The sequence below is a fragment of the Streptococcus uberis genome, assembly GCF_900475595.1.
Lineage (GTDB): Bacteria > Bacillota > Bacilli > Lactobacillales > Streptococcaceae > Streptococcus > Streptococcus uberis.
The window spans coordinates 1207769-1222274 of sequence record NZ_LS483397.1 but is presented as its reverse complement, the minus strand read 5'-3'; the positions used below and the strand labels follow the sequence as shown (position 1 = coordinate 1222274).

The following is a 14506-nucleotide window of genomic DNA, read 5'->3' as shown; positions in this document are numbered from 1 at the left end:
CACCTCTAAAGTAAAGGAAAAATGAATGTTAAAGAAAAATGAAATTGTTGAAGTTGTCATTGAAGACTTGAGTCATCAAGGATCAGGTATTACCAAAGTAGACGGCTTCGTCTTTTTTGTGGAAAATGCTCTGCCGGGTGAACGCATCACCATGCGTGTCTTAAAACTCAATAAAAAGATTGGTTTTGGTAAAGTTGAAGAATACCTGGAAAAATCCCCATATCGGAATGAAGACTTAGACATTGCCTACTTAAGAACCGGTATCGCAGATTTTGGTCATCTTGTCTATGACCAACAATTACTTTTTAAGGCTAAACAAGTTAAGGACAACCTCTATAAAACCGCTGGAATTAATTCAGTTGAGGTTTTACCTACAATTGGCATGGAAGAACCCTATGCTTATCGCAATAAAGCTCAGGTTCCCGTTAGACGTGTCAACGGTCAGTTAGAGACTGGATTTTTTAGAAAAAATTCTCATGACTTGTTACCAATTTCTGATTTTTATATTCAAGACAAGGAAATTGATAAACTGATTCTTTTTGTTCGAGACCTTTTGCGTCGCTATGAAGTGAGTCCTTATGATGAAAAGGAAAAAACAGGCTTAATAAAAAATTTAGTGGTGCGTCGTGGCCATTATTCAGGTCAAATGATGTTGGTTTTTGTGACCAGTCGTCCTAAGGTTTTCCGTGTGGATCAAATGGTTGAGAAAATTACAGAGGCCTTCCCTCATGTAGTTTCAATCATGCAAAATATTAATGACCAAAATGGCAATGCTATTTTTGGCAAAGATTTCAAAGTGCTTTATGGTCAAGATTATATCATGGATAGCATGTTAGGGAATGACTACATGATATCTGCCCAGTCTTTCTACCAAGTCAATACCCTTATGGCAGAAAAACTTTACCAAACGGCCATTGATTTTTCAGAGCTTTCGAAAGATGACGTGGTCATCGATGCCTATTCAGGAATTGGTACTATAGGATTGTCATTTGCTAAAAATGTGAAAAAAGTTTATGGCGTAGAAGTGATCGAAGCTGCGGTCAAAGATGCTCAGAAAAATGCAGAACGAAATGGCATTCGCAATGCAACATATGTCGTTGACAGTGCAGAATCAGCCATGGAAAAATGGACAAAAGAAGGCATTAAGCCAAGCGTTATCTTAGTTGATCCCCCTCGTAAAGGCCTAACAGAGAGCTTTATCGAAGCAAGTGTAGCCATGAAACCCCAAAAGATTACCTATGTTTCATGTAATCCAGCCACCATGGCGCGTGATATCAAACACTACCAAGAACTGGGGTATGACCTTAAGAAAGTCCAGCCGGTGGATCTTTTTCCGCATACGCATCATATTGAGTGTGTAAGCTTGTTAGAAAAACGCAAGTAATTCATAGCGCTTCCTGGTTTCAAGGCGCCATGCTAAAAAATCTTCAAAGAAAAGAACAAAAAATAACCCGTTCCCCCTTTTGACCGAGTTGTTGGACGAGTTATGGTCTATTAATAACGAGTAACCGTCTTTTTAATGGTTCTAATCTGGAGTTGAGCTGGAAGCTCAGCTCCTTTTGTATTTTCATTAGAACATAATTGATTGAATATTAAGTCACAACAGGTTCATGATGTATTACTTATTAGATTTAGATAAATTTGAAGGAACTATCAAGAACTAAGCTTTTATTTAAATACACATTTCAGTAAGTGGACAATTTATAACTTTTCTAGATGGAATAGAGGTAAAATTGTAGAGATTGTAATTGAGAGGTTGCAGTCTTTTTGTAGTTTTAGTAGTATAATTATTTAAGGAGTATAAAGCATGAGTGATAATTTGAATTCTAATATTGATCCTCGAATTAAATTTCAACAATTACCCCCATCCGCAATAATAAAAGGTTTTGTAGATGGTGAGACCGAATGTAACTATGAAATTTATTTATTGGAATTGCTTAATAAATCAGAATATTTTAGAGAGAAGGGAAAATCTGAATTTCAGATGCCTTTAGACGAGAGTCATGGGGAATGTGATGCAGTAGCAGATGATTACAAGATAGACTTCAAGCTTCTTTCTTCAAGTAGTAGACTGCAGGCAAGCAATTTATTTTCACCTAGTATCACTAATCTTGGAAATGGTATTACTGCAATTGGAGAAAGTAGAAAGCCGAACGGAGAAATTAAAGCAACTCAGATTCATGTTGCGTTTCGATTTAGAACTGTATCTGATTTAATACGACTCAAGGCAGAGCGTCAACATATTAGGAAACAATGTCTTGAAAAAGATATTATAAATGTCCTAAATATGCTTGAGAAGCAGAAAAATCTCCTTTTATTTTTCCCTTATATTTTTAATACGGAAGTAGAAATTACCACTAATGAACTAGATGATATCATTTTAAATGCAATAAGCTATGATTTTTCTTCTCTTTTCGCCTACAGACATATAAAAGCACAATCGTTAGAAACTTATTTACTTACTATTGTACGTGATGAGTTTAACATTTTTAAGATATTCAATAAAAAGCTAAAACTCATTGAAAAACTCAGTTGTTCGGAATTACCTACTTTTGTTAAATTAAAAAGTTATTCTATCTGAAAGGGGAAACGTTTTGGTTAATCCAGAGTTTTATGAAAAAATAGCTAAAATATTCTGTGGAGATGATTTAGAATTATTCAAGTACAAATCCGGTCCAGACCTAGTTCACTTTTTTTATAATAATTTCAAAACATCTGATAGCTATGGACAGGGCTTTCCAACAAGGTGGAGATATGTAAATCAAAAATTATTAGAGTTTTCTTCAGTAGGAAAGATTGATGAGTATTTTAATGTAATTCTTTCTAAACAGTATCTTTTAACAGAAAGACAAATTAGTGAAATTGATGCACTTGAGCATCAACAAAGAATATTAGATGAACTGAATAAAGTATGCTCGGTTTACTCGCTAAAACTATCTCAAAAAAATGGTGCATTTCATTTAGTAGAAATTGATTTAGATCTGATTGAAATTGGTAGTGGTGGTTTTGCAAATATTTATTACCAAAAATCAACAGGACTAGTATTGAAAAAACTTAATGAGGAATCTGCAAGAAGTGCTTCAATCCGAAGCCGCTTTAAGCGTGAATATGAAATAACTAAATCTTGTTCAGATATTGGAAGCATCATTAAAGTGTATGATTTTGATATTGGTAATTGGTCATATACCATGGAGAAAGCAGATAATATATTGGATGATTTTGTTAAAGAAAGTTCTTTGACAGAGGATTCTCAAATTAATATCATTCGACAAATTTTGTATTCGATGTCACTAGTTCATCAAAGAGGTGTGCTACATAGAGATTTGAGTCCGACCAATATTTTCTTCATAAGTGGCATAATTAAATTAGCTGATTTTGGATTGGGGAAAAATTTGAATACGTTAACTTCTCATCAAACTATGGATACTACATCTTTTGGGCAACTTTTTTATTGTGCTCCAGAGCAACTAACCCTATTGAAAGATGCTGATAAACGCAGTGATGTATATTCACTAGGACGTATAATAAATTTTGTAATGACAAAAAATCCTAACGATTTTTCTCACTCATTACGTTCAATTAGTGAGAAAGCAACTAATTTAAACCCAGAATATCGATATGAAGATGCTACTAAAATGTTAGAAAAACTCAATAGATTAGTTAGTATCAGAGCTGATAAAAAATACGAAGTAATGATATGGGATAAGATTTCAAATCAAAAAATTGATTCGGATGTGGAAAATTATATATATGAATTATCTGGTATAGACTTATGTCAAAAGTGTATGCAGAAAGGTAATGTTTTTTTAAATGCGTTATTTGAATTTATAAAAATAGATGATAGTCATGCAATCTACATAGTCCAACTGATAGACTCTCATTATAAAATTCAGTTAAAGAAATTCGAAGATGCGGATATTTTTGCAAACTTTGCCTATAGAATTTTGAAAGGGAATTTTACTTATACTATAAATGAAGTTGCAGCTACAATATTGAGATATGTTGCTTTTGAAGTTAATCGATTTAATGCGCAGCACAAAATCGATGATTTAAAAACACGTGGATTAGAACCTCTAATTGAAGACATTTTAGAAATATGAATTACTGCTAGCGAAGAGAATTATTTTCGTTGCATAGTATAATCCTAATTTTGTAACTCCATTTCGTTTAATAGTATAGGTAGGCACTATCAGCACACGTCGAGTGTGTATGCCTGTTAGAAAAACGTAAGTAGTATTTGATGCTTTGAAGAAAGACATCAACTGAAAATAACCATTCTTTATGAGTGGTTATTTTGCATGTTATCAAAATGACGCATGTGGTCATTTGATGTAAAAATGTATTAAGACTTCACATTTTCTAAAGTGAAATATTGTATAATAAAGATAGAGAGACTTTGTATTTCTATGAAGACAAATGAAACAGTCTTTTATATCTTACTATTGTCTAATCTCGGAGGCTCCCAATGAAATTTATGGTTAAATCTTGGACTTTGGGTCCGGCCACATCGTCTTTTTTCTTAAGTTTAATTTTTAATGTTTTTGGGCTTGTCATACTTTATCATTATTTTACATCTTTTTATCGCAGTGACTGGGAGCTTTTTGGTGCTGCCGTGATGTTTGCGGTTGGTATTCCTGGAGTTCTATGCTTTTTGGGTATTCTCCATGAGAGAAAAGTCGCCAAGAAAGAATTTTTCCCATTAAATGATGGAGTTGGCGAAAGCCATGTCTTGCATTTGGCTAATAAATTGCAGGATCGTCTCTCATCATTGAATTTTCTCGTTGAAACGAATGAGGATGGTATCAGAATTTCAAGGCTATTAAGTACTGAAGAAGAGGCTAAGCTGACGTCAGGGAAAACCCTATACAATGATGGAATCGTTCTTTTAAAAACCATTCAGAATCATAAGTTTATACGCTTAAATTTTGAAATGGCTCTGACAAAGGAAAATGATATTTATCATCAAAAAACTAGGCTGGTGGGTGGTCGCTCTATTCATTTATCCTACAGGGCAGAAATGAATTCTAAAAATGGAATGATGCATGTCCAGAAAAGTCAATCGCGTCCGAATTCATTGGGAGATATTCTAAAAATATCTCAAAAAGAAGATCACTGGAAAGAAGCCTTTGATGCCGAAAGTAAATACGCTCTCCAGATGGGCGCCTTAGGTGGTGGAGGTGCGATTTTAGTTTTACTTGGATTTTTCATTGAGTGGTTAGTTGGAAAATTTTAATATGAAAAAATAAGAAAATACTGAACAGTTTCAGATATTGCGATATATTTATCTTCTCAAAATGAAATGACTAAGTTGAACGGGTAAAAGCTTTTATTCAGTAGTTATTCCCAATCAATCGTCTTAAGAATACAAGCGTCGATAATAAGGAGAGAGATTATGCTTGCCATTAAATTAATTTTTGGAACCCTATTAAGTTTAGGAGCATTTGTTCTATTTATCATTGCATTTAAAGTCTATTATAAGTATTTATTGCAAGAGTCAAAGTGTATCAAAAAAACAAGTGGCGAAGTGATTGCCTATACTAAAATAAGCCGAGGTGCAGAAGGCTCTGGTATTCAATTGCCCATAGTATCGTATGAGGTTAGAGGACAACAATTTAAGGTGGTAGGTCCAGAATTTAAGGCCTTTAAGACCTATTCTCACAGTTCTCCAATAGAAACAAATACGATTAAATCTTGCTATGAAAAAGACCAAGTCCTCTATATTGACCGCAGTATAAATAGTCATTTTGGGCTCATAAAGAATCCACTTGCAGAGCTCTATCCAATTGGTACAAGACTTGATGTTTTTTATGCACCTGACAAACCGAAGTTAGCATATGTACAAAGATATTGTAATCGTAAATGGGCCTTTTATTTAACCTTTGTCACTGCTATTTCCTTACTCCTAACGGATTTATTGATAGTCATATTATTACCTTGAAGTAGTGGCCCAATTAAGAAAGATGCTTTTAGAAAAAAATAAGAATGGAAAAAGATAGTTTATTACCTGGACAAAGTCCAATAAAAAATCATTTCGATGCTTTGAGAAAAGAGATTATTGAGCTTGTTTTTGAGCGTGATCAACTCAAATATACCATCTGTGAAAACATCAAAGCTCGCTATATTCGTGAATATGGTGAATTGGAGTATCGTGTTTATAAAGCTTACTGCGACTTTTTAAGATTAGGTCGCAAAAAAGATTACATACAAGCTAAAATTAATCGGCAAGAAAAGGTTAATCTGGAAGTCATTGAGAATCAATTAGACCTAGATTTTGAACAGTTTCAAAAATCTTTAAAAGAAAAATTGAAGGAGTTCACTCAAGCCATTGAACGAGGAAATTTACCCTTTTTGAATGATGAGGACGACAAAGAATTAAAACGACTGTATAAAAGTTTGGTCAAAAAACTCCATCCCGATTTAAATCCTAACCAAAGTGAAGAGGAAGCCCAATTCTTCATGGATGTGGTTTCAGCATTTAAATCCGGTGATTTAAAGACCCTTAAACTGATTGAGTTTCTTTATCAGGAAGGGGTTACTAATCAGGCAGTTGATTCAATGGGTATCAAAATATCTTTTGAGCAAGAAAAAGAAAGACTTGAAACGATTCGTCAGGAAATTAAAGATGAGATTGAGGCCATCAAACAAAAGCCACCATATATCTTGCAAGAGCTTTTGAGCTCAAATGAAATCATCAAACAGAAAAAGGAAAGTCTTAAACATCAATTAGCTTCCTACCAAGAAGCCATCAAAACTCAAAAAGAAGCTATAAAAGACTTATTAGGAAACGCAAATGCATGAACTTATGACTAATGATAATATTGGCTTAATCAAATACTTACAACATCAAGAATTGGCCCTAGAACTCCCTAAACCCTTTGAAAGAGATATCTATCTTTTTGAAACCATTGTAGCTGGAACAAGCCATATTGAGGGAATTGAAGAAATTGAAGCAGAACTGGCGCTTGATGACAAGTTAGTCTTCTATCGAGAACCGGATAATCGATTTGATCCGCAGGCAATTAAAATTGTAACGTTGAAGGAGAAAAAAATAGGCTATCTTCCCCAAAAAGATAATGTCATTTTTGCGCGGTTGATGGATGCAGGAAAGGTTCTTTTTGGAAAAATTATTGACATAGAGAAGAAGGGCAAGTGGACGCGAATAACAATTGCTATCTATTTGCATGAAAGCTAAGCACAAAGAGCACATCTCTGAAGGTCTTAATCAAATTATATTTTGGTCTTACAGATAGAAAATAGTTTCCATTTTTTTTCTTATTCTAACTGGCCTAAACGCTATTCGTAAAAAACCTCAATTCCGGAGTGGAATTGAGGTTTTTTGTATTTTTAGCTTGCTAGACTAACAATAAGGCTAATCCGATAACCATAAAGGCTACCATTTTATAACTTTCATTGATTAGAATCAATGTGAGTGATTTTTGTTCAAAGAAGTAGTTTTTTAATCCAGAAAGAACAGTGATGATTCCTATAACAAGGGCATTCAATGGCGTTGCAGCGTGAATAGCTGACAAGAAGAGTATTGTTAGGATACTGATGATAACTTCAACAATTAAGGTCATCATCATTTCTTTTTTGCCATCACCATTTTTACCGATGTCTTCGGGATTAATACCCATGGCTTTGATCCATGCTTTTTGGAAGAGCATGCCATACCAAAGACCGCCAATCATGAAGTTAATTACTCCTGTTACAATTGCTACAATAAGTGTCATTTTTTTCTCCTATGTATTTTCTTGGGGGGATTACTGTTTTTTGACCTGATATGTTAATCCCAGGGCACCAGTTGAGAAGCTTTCTGAACTCATGAGCTCCATGTCAGCTGTTACTTGGTCAAAGAGGCGATAGCCATTTCCAACAAGGGTTGGGGAAAGGGTTACAATAATGCCGTCAACTAATTTAGCTTGGAGCAGGTAGTTTGCTAAACGCGGACTACCAAGGACCAGAATATCTTTTCCTTCCTTGTTTTTTAGCTTTTGAATGTCTTCCTCTAGGTTTTCTTGAATGAGGGTGGAATGGTTCCAGTCAAGCTCTTTGAGGGTTTTTGATGCGACAATTTTCTCTACATCCTGTATCCATCTGGCATGTCTGCGTTCATAATCAGTGGCATCTGGATTATCAAGCATTTTTGGCCAATAATCTGCCATCATTTCATAGGTTGCTCTCCCCCAAAGAATAGTATCAACGCTAGCTAAGTTTTTTTGAGCAAAGGCTTCTAACTCTTCATTATAAGCGACAAAACCGATGTCCATTGGACCATTGGGGCCTTCAACGATGCCATCTAAGGACATGTGTAAAAAGATTTTTAATTTTCTCATTTTCAGACTTTCTCATTTTGTTTTTCTCAGTATACTGTTTTTAGGTGAGAAAGTAAAAAAATGTGTTTTCATGCCTGAAGATAGCTTTATTTTCAAGTGCGAGATGGTATAATGACTTTAGGTGAAAGCTTTTAAAAATGTCAATACATGAGGGGTCAAAATGACTGAAATCTGGTCAGGGGACTGTGACTATTTCCATAGCCCACCAACCCTCTGTATCTCTATTAGTGAGCCGCTTGAATCGGGAAGAATTTTTAAAAAGTTATGGGAATAAAGCCGTTGAAATGGTGGGAACGAAAGACTTTCAACTGCCAAATCAAGAAAAGGATGCCATTGCATTTTTAAGTTATTTAGACAGTAAAGGCTACTAGGAAAAAGTTGTTGATGGTTTAGACATTTTTGCTGGCTTGGGTATAACAGCAGCACTCTGTTTAACACCGGTGTTATTGTGGTATACGCCTGTGGTTATTATTGCTTTAATTGTTCTTGTTTATGTCAGAAATAATTATTTTTGAGATGAATGAGTTGCGTTATTTTTCTCCAGACTATTCATGCAAAACTCAACAGGCTTCTTAAACGTCAGCTACTTGACAAATCTGTGGAAAAATCAGATACTTTAATATGTAAAACTTATACAATAAGGTTTCTTTGGAGGCTTTAAGGAGTAAGGAGAAAGAAATGTCGCGCGAAATTGCAACTACGCTGACCAACATGTGTATGATTTATGATGACCAAGGACGTGTTTTAGTGCAAGATAAGGTTAGTAATGATTGGTGGGGAATTACTTTCCCAGGTGGACATGTTAGACCTGAGGAATCCATTGTAGATTCCACGATCAGAGAAATTAAAGAAGAAACAGGTTTAGACATTACTGATTTGGAAATTTGTGGTATCAAAGATTGGACAAATGAAGATGGTTCACGGTATGTTGTCTTCTTATACAAAACCAATAAATTTTCAGGGCAATTACAGTCCTCAGATGAAGGCGAAGTGTATTGGGTGGACTTAGAAGAGCTGAAACATTTGAAGTTAGCCTCATCCATGGATATCATGCTAGAAGTTTTCTTACGAGATGATGTTAGTGAGCATTTTTTCTTCCAGGAAAATGGGGAATGGAAAGATCAATTGAAATAACAAATGATAAAGACTGTCTTTCGGGGCAGTTTTTCTTTTTGGCTTGAACGTCTCCGTGGTATAATGGTTTTAGTTTACATAAAGGAGAATACCATGAAAATCTATTTCGCTAGTCCTTTGTTTACTGAGATGGAAGTTACATTTAATCAAGTCTTAGTAGAAAAGATCCGTCAAACCTATCCGGATGTTGAGGTGTTTTTACCTCAAGAACAAGGTGATATTAATGATAAAAACGCTTATGCTGATTCTAAAATGATTGCGCAATTGGATACCCAAGCTGTTTTAGATAGTGATTTACTGATTGCAGTCTTAGATGGTCAGGTCATTGATCCAGGTGTTGCTTCTGAAATTGGTGTGGCATACCAAGCTGGAATCCCGATTCTTGGCTTGTACTCCGATTCACGTCAATTAGGAGCTGATAATCAAGATAAATTGAATGCCTTGAAAACAGTAGCAGAATCACAATTTGGCTATGTTAATCTTTACACAGTTGGTTTGATTAAATTAAATGGAAAAATCGTTAGCAGTAGCCAAGATTTACTTCAAGCCATTACTGAATTTCTTTAGGACTTTGAAGGGACATCAAGATGATTAGAGAAGTTCAAATAACTGATGCTCCAGCCATTAAAGCCCTCTGTCGAGATGCTTTAGGCTATGATGCAGACTTAGATCTGGTCCGTCAACAGATTGGGAAATTGTGCCAGGACCCTAAACATCATAGTTTTGTCTATCTTGACCCGTCAACTCAAGCACTATTGGGTTATGTAGAGGTAGAAGATTATGATTGCTTTTATAGTCCCACTGGCTTAAATGTTTTGGGTTTGGCAGTTCTTGAAGATGCTCAGGGGCAAGGCATTGGTAAGCAGCTGATGACTTTTTTGGAAGCATGGGCCAGAGATCATGCTTATCCCTTTATTCGCTTGAATTCAGCCCTTCATCGTGAAGATGCGCATGCTTTTTATCAAAAATTAGGCTATGATGGGCAAAAACTACAAAAACGTTTTATCAAAGAACTAAGTGTCAATGATTAAAGAAAAAGGCATCCAGATTTATGGTTTCAATCTGGGTGTTTTTTCGTAAGCAGATGCGAAAACCAACTTATCAGATGTTGCAAAACAGTTTTGTGTCATAAAATCCACTCTTACTCAATATTTCACGCTACCACTAAATGAGAGATTCAGGGCATTTCTGCCAACAAATGGGCATTTTTATAGTATAATAATCAAGTAAATACCAAGATAAGAGGTTAAGCAATGGATAAAACAAAAGTGAATTTAAATGAAATTCGTGTCTTTGAAAATTTCAATATTGAACAACTAGAGTTCGGTCATGTCATTTTAAGTACAGAGGTTACCAGTTTTAGTTTGAACTATTATGACATTACTCATGGTGGCTACCTTTTTACCCTTTGTGACCAAATGGGTGGTTTGATTGCAAGATCAACAGGTGTTGAGTCTGTCACTTCTCAAGCGACAATCAATTATTTAAAACCAGGCTTCCTTGGCGACAAACTGTTTGTAGAAGGAATTCTTCTTCACAACGGAAGATCAACCCAGGTTGTCGAAGCAACTGTCAAAAATGAAAAAGGTACCTTATTAACCAAGGCGACCTTAACCATGTTTAACACTAAAAAAAGTGAAAATAAGTCTTAAATTAGCAGAAGCAGTTCATTGAACTGCTTTTTTAAGTGCACAAAGCTGACATTTTCTTCATTTCATGGTAAACTAGTTAATAAGAATGATTATAAATAAGAATGAGTATAGGAAATGAGGGAATGCATTATGTCATTAATGACTTTTAACAATGTTTGGTATAGCTCTGATGACAAAGATATTATCAAGAATCTATCTTTTGACTTAGAAAAGGGTGATTTTATGTCAATCGTTGGTCCATCAGGTGGAGGAAAGAGTACACTATTAAAGTTGGCAAATAGTTTAATCAGTCCTAGCAAAGGGGATATTTTCTTTAAGGGTGATTCCCTGGAAAAGCTAGACCCAATTTCACTGCGTCAAAAAGTTTCCTATGTTTTCCAAACCCCACATTTATTTGGTGAGACTGTTGAGGATAACATAGCTTTTCCCTACAGTATCCGTCAGTTAGCTGTCGATAAAGAACGTGTCAATGTCTTATTTGATTTGTTCCAAATGGACAAGGCTTACTTGAAACAAGATGTCAAAAAATTATCAGGTGGTGAAAAGCAGCGTATTGCTCTTATTCGACAATTACTTTTTGAACCTCAAATCTTATTATTAGACGAAGTGACTTCAGCATTGGACCAAAAGAATAAGGAAATTGTTGAAACTGTTATTCAAGACTGTCATCAAAAGGGTGTGACCATTATGTGGGTAACACATGATATGGAACAAAGTCAAAAATATGCCAATCGATTGATGACAATAGTAGCAGGACAATTAGAATCATTGGAGGTATTAAAATGAGCGGAGCAGAACAGATATCAGTAACATCATTAGTGTTAGCGTCATCTCTAGTTTTTATTACCCTCTTTTTTTCCTACTGGCAAAAGCTAAAGCTGGAAAAAGAGATTTTGATAAGTGCTATCAGAGCTGTGCTGCAATTATTGGTTGTCGGATTCGTCCTCGACTATATTTTTGGATATAAGAATCCGCTTTTTACAGGCCTGCTATTATTATTTATGATTGTTAATGCTGCTTATAATGCTTCAAAACGTGGTAAAGGTGTCAAAAATGGTTTTAAGATTTCTTTTATTGCTATTTTCTTAGGAGCAAGTATTACCTTATCAGTTTTAATTTTTTCAGGGATTTTAGCATTTGTTCCCAATCAAATGATCCCTGTTGGTGGTATGATTATCAGTAATTCCATGGTGGCCATTGGACTCTGTTATAAGCAACTCTTAGCTTCTTTTCGTGACAAACAAGAAGAAGTTGAAACAAAGTTGGCCTTGGGAGCTGATATATTACCAGCCTCTATTGATATTATTCGAGACGTGATTAAAACAGGTATGGTTCCAACAATTGATTCTGCTAAAACGTTAGGGATTGTCTCCTTACCAGGGATGATGACGGGATTAATTCTAGCGGGTACTTCTCCGATTCAAGCCGTAAAATATCAAATGATGGTAACCTTTATGTTACTTTCAACAACCTCCATCGCTTCCTTTATTGCATCATATTTGGCTTACAGAGGCTTCTTTAATGCTAAAAAGCAAGTGGTGTTTCCTTCACAACAAAGCTAAAAAAGCAGAGATTTAAGGATCTCTGCTCTTTTTTATTTGCGATATAATTTATCATGCTGATAGACGGGATCGAAGGTGACATTTACGCCTAATTTTCTAAGAACATTTCTGTCTTCCTCGGTTAAGGTTACTGTTGAGTGGGCCTCGCTACCTTTTAGATTTCCAAGTTCCTTCATCGCTAAATGGGCTTGGTCGTTATTCATAGCTGTGATTGCTAAAGCAATCAGAATTTCATTAGAGTGAAGGCGAGGATTTTGGCTACCTAGGTGGTTGACTTTTAATCCTTGGATGGGTTTGACATATTCGGGCTCAATCAAATGGGTTTCTTTACTGATATGAGCTAATTTCTTAATGGCGTTAATGACAACAGCAGCTGTTGGCCCAAATAAGTCAGAGGTTTTTCCTGTTACCATTTCTCCATTTGGAAGTTCCAAAGCAAGAGCGGGAGCGCCGGTTTGTTCCGCTTTTTGGCGTGCAAGAACTGTTACTTTGCGATCTTCAGGACTAACACCAATATCATTCATTAAGAGTTCAATTTTCTTAATGGCTGATTCTGGCACACGTTCTGCTTTAAAATCGACAAGGGTTTGATAGTAACGACGAATGATTTCTTGTTTTGAAGCTTCAATTGCTAAGTCATCATCAATAATGGAAAAACCAACCATATTAACCCCCATATCAGTTGGAGAAGCATATGGAGATTTTGATAAAATCCGTTCAAAAGTTCGATTTAAAACTGGGAATACTTCAATGTCACGGTTATAATTGACAGCTGTTTTTCCATAGGTTTCCAAGTGGAAAGGATCAATCATGTTAACATCATCTAAATCTGCGGTTGCAGCTTCATAGGCGAGATTGACAGGATGATGTAAGGGGAGATTCCAGACAGGGAAAGTCTCAAATTTGGCATAGCCAGATGTAATCCCATTGATTTGATCATGGTACATTTGAGACATACATGTTGCTAATTTACCTGAACCAGGTCCTGGTGCAGTCACAACAACAAGGTTTCGACTGGTTTTAATATAATCATTTTTTCCCATTCCTTCTGGAGAAATGATGTGATTGATATCAGTAGGATAACCTTTTATAGGATAGTGCAGGTAAGATGTAATCCCATTCTTTTCCAATTGTTTACGAAAGGCATCAGCAGCAGCTTGGTTATTGTACTGAGTAATAACCACTGAGCCTACAAAAATATCAAGTGAATGGAAGGTATCAATCAAGCGAAAGACTTCTTGGTCATAAGAAATACCCAAATCACCTCTAGCTTTAGAATGTTCAATGTTATTGGCATTAATCGTAATGACAATTTCAACTTGATCTTTCAACTCTTTTAACAGTTTAATTTTGTTATCAGGCTCATAACCTGGTAAAACACGAGCAGCGTGGTAATCTTCTAACATTTTGCCGCCGAATTCCATATAAAGTTTGCCATCAAATTGATGAATGCGCTCTAAAATATGGTCGCGTTGTAGTTGTAAATACTTATTCGAATCAAAAGCCATTTTTTTCATCATAAATCACCTCTGTTTAGCATTATATCAAAGATGCTGCTTTTAGGGAAAGCTTTTTCCAAAATCTGTATGATTTCTTTTGAAAAATCAAAACTGCTTATTAAATTCCGAATGAACTCCGTAAAAAACAAGACATTTCCAAAAAAAATCATTAAAAAAGAAAATAGTATTGACAATTCTCATTTTTTCAATTATACTGATTACAATTAAATACTGCTTTAAACCATGTCCCGTGAGGCATGAAAGTCACAAAGAAGAGAATAGTTGCTATCCTCTTATTTTCTGTAGCCTTTAAGACTCACGCCATG

General features: G+C 35.3%; 17 protein-coding genes. 14 read left to right on the top strand and 3 right to left on the bottom strand.

All coding sequences use genetic code 11. The features are described from left to right. The first annotated feature begins 25 nt into the window (after positions 1-25). From rlmD to DQM95_RS06370, 7 genes are all read left to right on the top strand, one after another. Complete coding sequence (rlmD, locus tag DQM95_RS06400; protein ID WP_037591868.1) at positions 26-1384, top strand: 23S rRNA (uracil(1939)-C(5))-methyltransferase RlmD; 1359 nt, start codon at positions 26-28, stop codon at positions 1382-1384. Positions 1385-1807: 423 nt separating this feature from the next. Continuing rightward, positions 1808-2581: a hypothetical protein gene (locus DQM95_RS06395; protein WP_037591870.1), complete on the top strand. Its 774-nt coding sequence runs from the start codon at positions 1808-1810 to the stop codon at positions 2579-2581. Positions 2582-2594: 13 nt separating this feature from the next. Further along, on the top strand, positions 2595-4100 hold the full coding sequence (locus DQM95_RS06390) for a serine/threonine-protein kinase (RefSeq protein WP_037591872.1): 1506 nt from the start codon (positions 2595-2597) through the stop codon (positions 4098-4100). A 365-nt stretch (positions 4101-4465) separates the two neighbouring features. Further along, the gene (locus DQM95_RS06385; protein ID WP_111685975.1) at positions 4466-5233 is read left to right on the top strand and encodes a hypothetical protein; all 768 of its coding nucleotides are present in this window, start codon (positions 4466-4468) and stop codon (positions 5231-5233) included. A gap of 159 nt (positions 5234-5392) precedes the next feature. After that, positions 5393-5938 (top strand): DUF3592 domain-containing protein, encoded by a 546-nt coding sequence (locus DQM95_RS06380; RefSeq protein ID WP_037591880.1) that lies wholly within the window; start codon positions 5393-5395, stop codon positions 5936-5938. A gap of 44 nt (positions 5939-5982) precedes the next feature. Further along, positions 5983-6798, top strand: coding sequence for a J domain-containing protein (locus tag DQM95_RS06375; protein ID WP_111685974.1), 816 nt, complete (start codon positions 5983-5985; stop codon positions 6796-6798). Beyond that, complete coding sequence (locus DQM95_RS06370) at positions 6791-7192, top strand: HIRAN domain-containing protein (protein ID WP_037591882.1); 402 nt, start codon at positions 6791-6793, stop codon at positions 7190-7192. The genes DQM95_RS06375 and DQM95_RS06370 overlap by 8 nt, the downstream gene beginning before the upstream one ends. Before the next feature lie 160 nt (positions 7193-7352). Here DQM95_RS06370 and DQM95_RS06365 read toward each other — a convergent pair whose 3' ends face one another. Both DQM95_RS06365 and DQM95_RS06360 read right to left on the bottom strand, forming a co-directional pair. Next, positions 7353-7730, bottom strand: coding sequence for a DUF1761 domain-containing protein (locus tag DQM95_RS06365; protein WP_037591884.1), 378 nt, complete (start codon positions 7728-7730; stop codon positions 7353-7355). Between the two features lie 30 nt (positions 7731-7760). Continuing rightward, a complete protein-coding gene (locus tag DQM95_RS06360) occupies positions 7761-8333 on the bottom strand; it encodes a dihydrofolate reductase family protein (RefSeq protein WP_037591885.1) in 573 nt (190 codons plus the stop codon). A gap of 185 nt (positions 8334-8518) precedes the next feature. On the opposite strand from DQM95_RS06360, the gene DQM95_RS06355 reads away from it, so the two are divergent. From DQM95_RS06355 to DQM95_RS06325, 7 genes are all read left to right on the top strand, one after another. Next, a complete protein-coding gene (locus tag DQM95_RS06355; RefSeq protein WP_037591887.1) occupies positions 8519-8704 on the top strand; it encodes a hypothetical protein in 186 nt (61 codons plus the stop codon). 307 nt (positions 8705-9011) lie between these two features. Beyond that, positions 9012-9467, top strand: coding sequence for an 8-oxo-dGTP diphosphatase (locus DQM95_RS06350; RefSeq protein ID WP_012658660.1), 456 nt, complete (start codon positions 9012-9014; stop codon positions 9465-9467). Positions 9468-9560: 93 nt separating this feature from the next. Beyond that, positions 9561-10034, top strand: coding sequence for a nucleoside 2-deoxyribosyltransferase (locus DQM95_RS06345; RefSeq protein WP_037591889.1), 474 nt, complete (start codon positions 9561-9563; stop codon positions 10032-10034). 20 nt (positions 10035-10054) lie between these two features. After that, the gene (locus tag DQM95_RS06340) at positions 10055-10498 is read left to right on the top strand and encodes a GNAT family N-acetyltransferase (protein ID WP_037591891.1); all 444 of its coding nucleotides are present in this window, start codon (positions 10055-10057) and stop codon (positions 10496-10498) included. 222 nt (positions 10499-10720) lie between these two features. Then, positions 10721-11119 (top strand): PaaI family thioesterase, encoded by a 399-nt coding sequence (locus DQM95_RS06335; RefSeq protein WP_012658655.1) that lies wholly within the window; start codon positions 10721-10723, stop codon positions 11117-11119. Positions 11120-11248: 129 nt separating this feature from the next. Further along, a complete protein-coding gene (locus DQM95_RS06330; RefSeq protein ID WP_037591893.1) occupies positions 11249-11905 on the top strand; it encodes an ABC transporter ATP-binding protein in 657 nt (218 codons plus the stop codon). Then, positions 11902-12681, top strand: a complete 780-nt coding sequence (locus tag DQM95_RS06325; protein ID WP_037591896.1) for an ABC transporter permease — start codon at positions 11902-11904, stop codon at positions 12679-12681. Before DQM95_RS06330 ends, DQM95_RS06325 begins: the two co-directional genes overlap by 4 nt. Positions 12682-12713: 32 nt before the next feature. Here DQM95_RS06325 and DQM95_RS06320 read toward each other — a convergent pair whose 3' ends face one another. Further along, the gene (locus DQM95_RS06320) at positions 12714-14198 is read right to left on the bottom strand and encodes a DUF1846 domain-containing protein (RefSeq protein WP_037591899.1); all 1485 of its coding nucleotides are present in this window, start codon (positions 14196-14198) and stop codon (positions 12714-12716) included. Between the last annotated feature and the right edge of the window lie 308 nt (positions 14199-14506).

Coding starts and splice junctions, on each gene's coding strand:
- DQM95_RS06395 (WP_037591870.1), top strand. CDS start 1,808: ATGAGTGATAATTTGAATTCTAATATTGATCCTCGAATTAAATTTCAA.
- DQM95_RS06335 (WP_012658655.1), top strand. CDS start 10,721: ATGGATAAAACAAAAGTGAATTTAAATGAAATTCGTGTCTTTGAAAAT.
- DQM95_RS06360 (WP_037591885.1), bottom strand. CDS start 8,333: ATGAGAAAATTAAAAATCTTTTTACACATGTCCTTAGATGGCATCGTT.
- DQM95_RS06385 (WP_111685975.1), top strand. CDS start 4,466: ATGAAATTTATGGTTAAATCTTGGACTTTGGGTCCGGCCACATCGTCT.
- DQM95_RS06370 (WP_037591882.1), top strand. CDS start 6,791: ATGCATGAACTTATGACTAATGATAATATTGGCTTAATCAAATACTTA.
- DQM95_RS06345 (WP_037591889.1), top strand. CDS start 9,561: ATGAAAATCTATTTCGCTAGTCCTTTGTTTACTGAGATGGAAGTTACA.
- DQM95_RS06365 (WP_037591884.1), bottom strand. CDS start 7,730: ATGACACTTATTGTAGCAATTGTAACAGGAGTAATTAACTTCATGATT.
- DQM95_RS06340 (WP_037591891.1), top strand. CDS start 10,055: ATGATTAGAGAAGTTCAAATAACTGATGCTCCAGCCATTAAAGCCCTC.
- DQM95_RS06380 (WP_037591880.1), top strand. CDS start 5,393: ATGCTTGCCATTAAATTAATTTTTGGAACCCTATTAAGTTTAGGAGCA.
- DQM95_RS06350 (WP_012658660.1), top strand. CDS start 9,012: ATGTCGCGCGAAATTGCAACTACGCTGACCAACATGTGTATGATTTAT.
- DQM95_RS06375 (WP_111685974.1), top strand. CDS start 5,983: ATGGAAAAAGATAGTTTATTACCTGGACAAAGTCCAATAAAAAATCAT.
- DQM95_RS06330 (WP_037591893.1), top strand. CDS start 11,249: ATGTCATTAATGACTTTTAACAATGTTTGGTATAGCTCTGATGACAAA.
- DQM95_RS06320 (WP_037591899.1), bottom strand. CDS start 14,198: ATGAAAAAAATGGCTTTTGATTCGAATAAGTATTTACAACTACAACGC.
- DQM95_RS06325 (WP_037591896.1), top strand. CDS start 11,902: ATGAGCGGAGCAGAACAGATATCAGTAACATCATTAGTGTTAGCGTCA.
- rlmD (WP_037591868.1), top strand. CDS start 26: ATGTTAAAGAAAAATGAAATTGTTGAAGTTGTCATTGAAGACTTGAGT.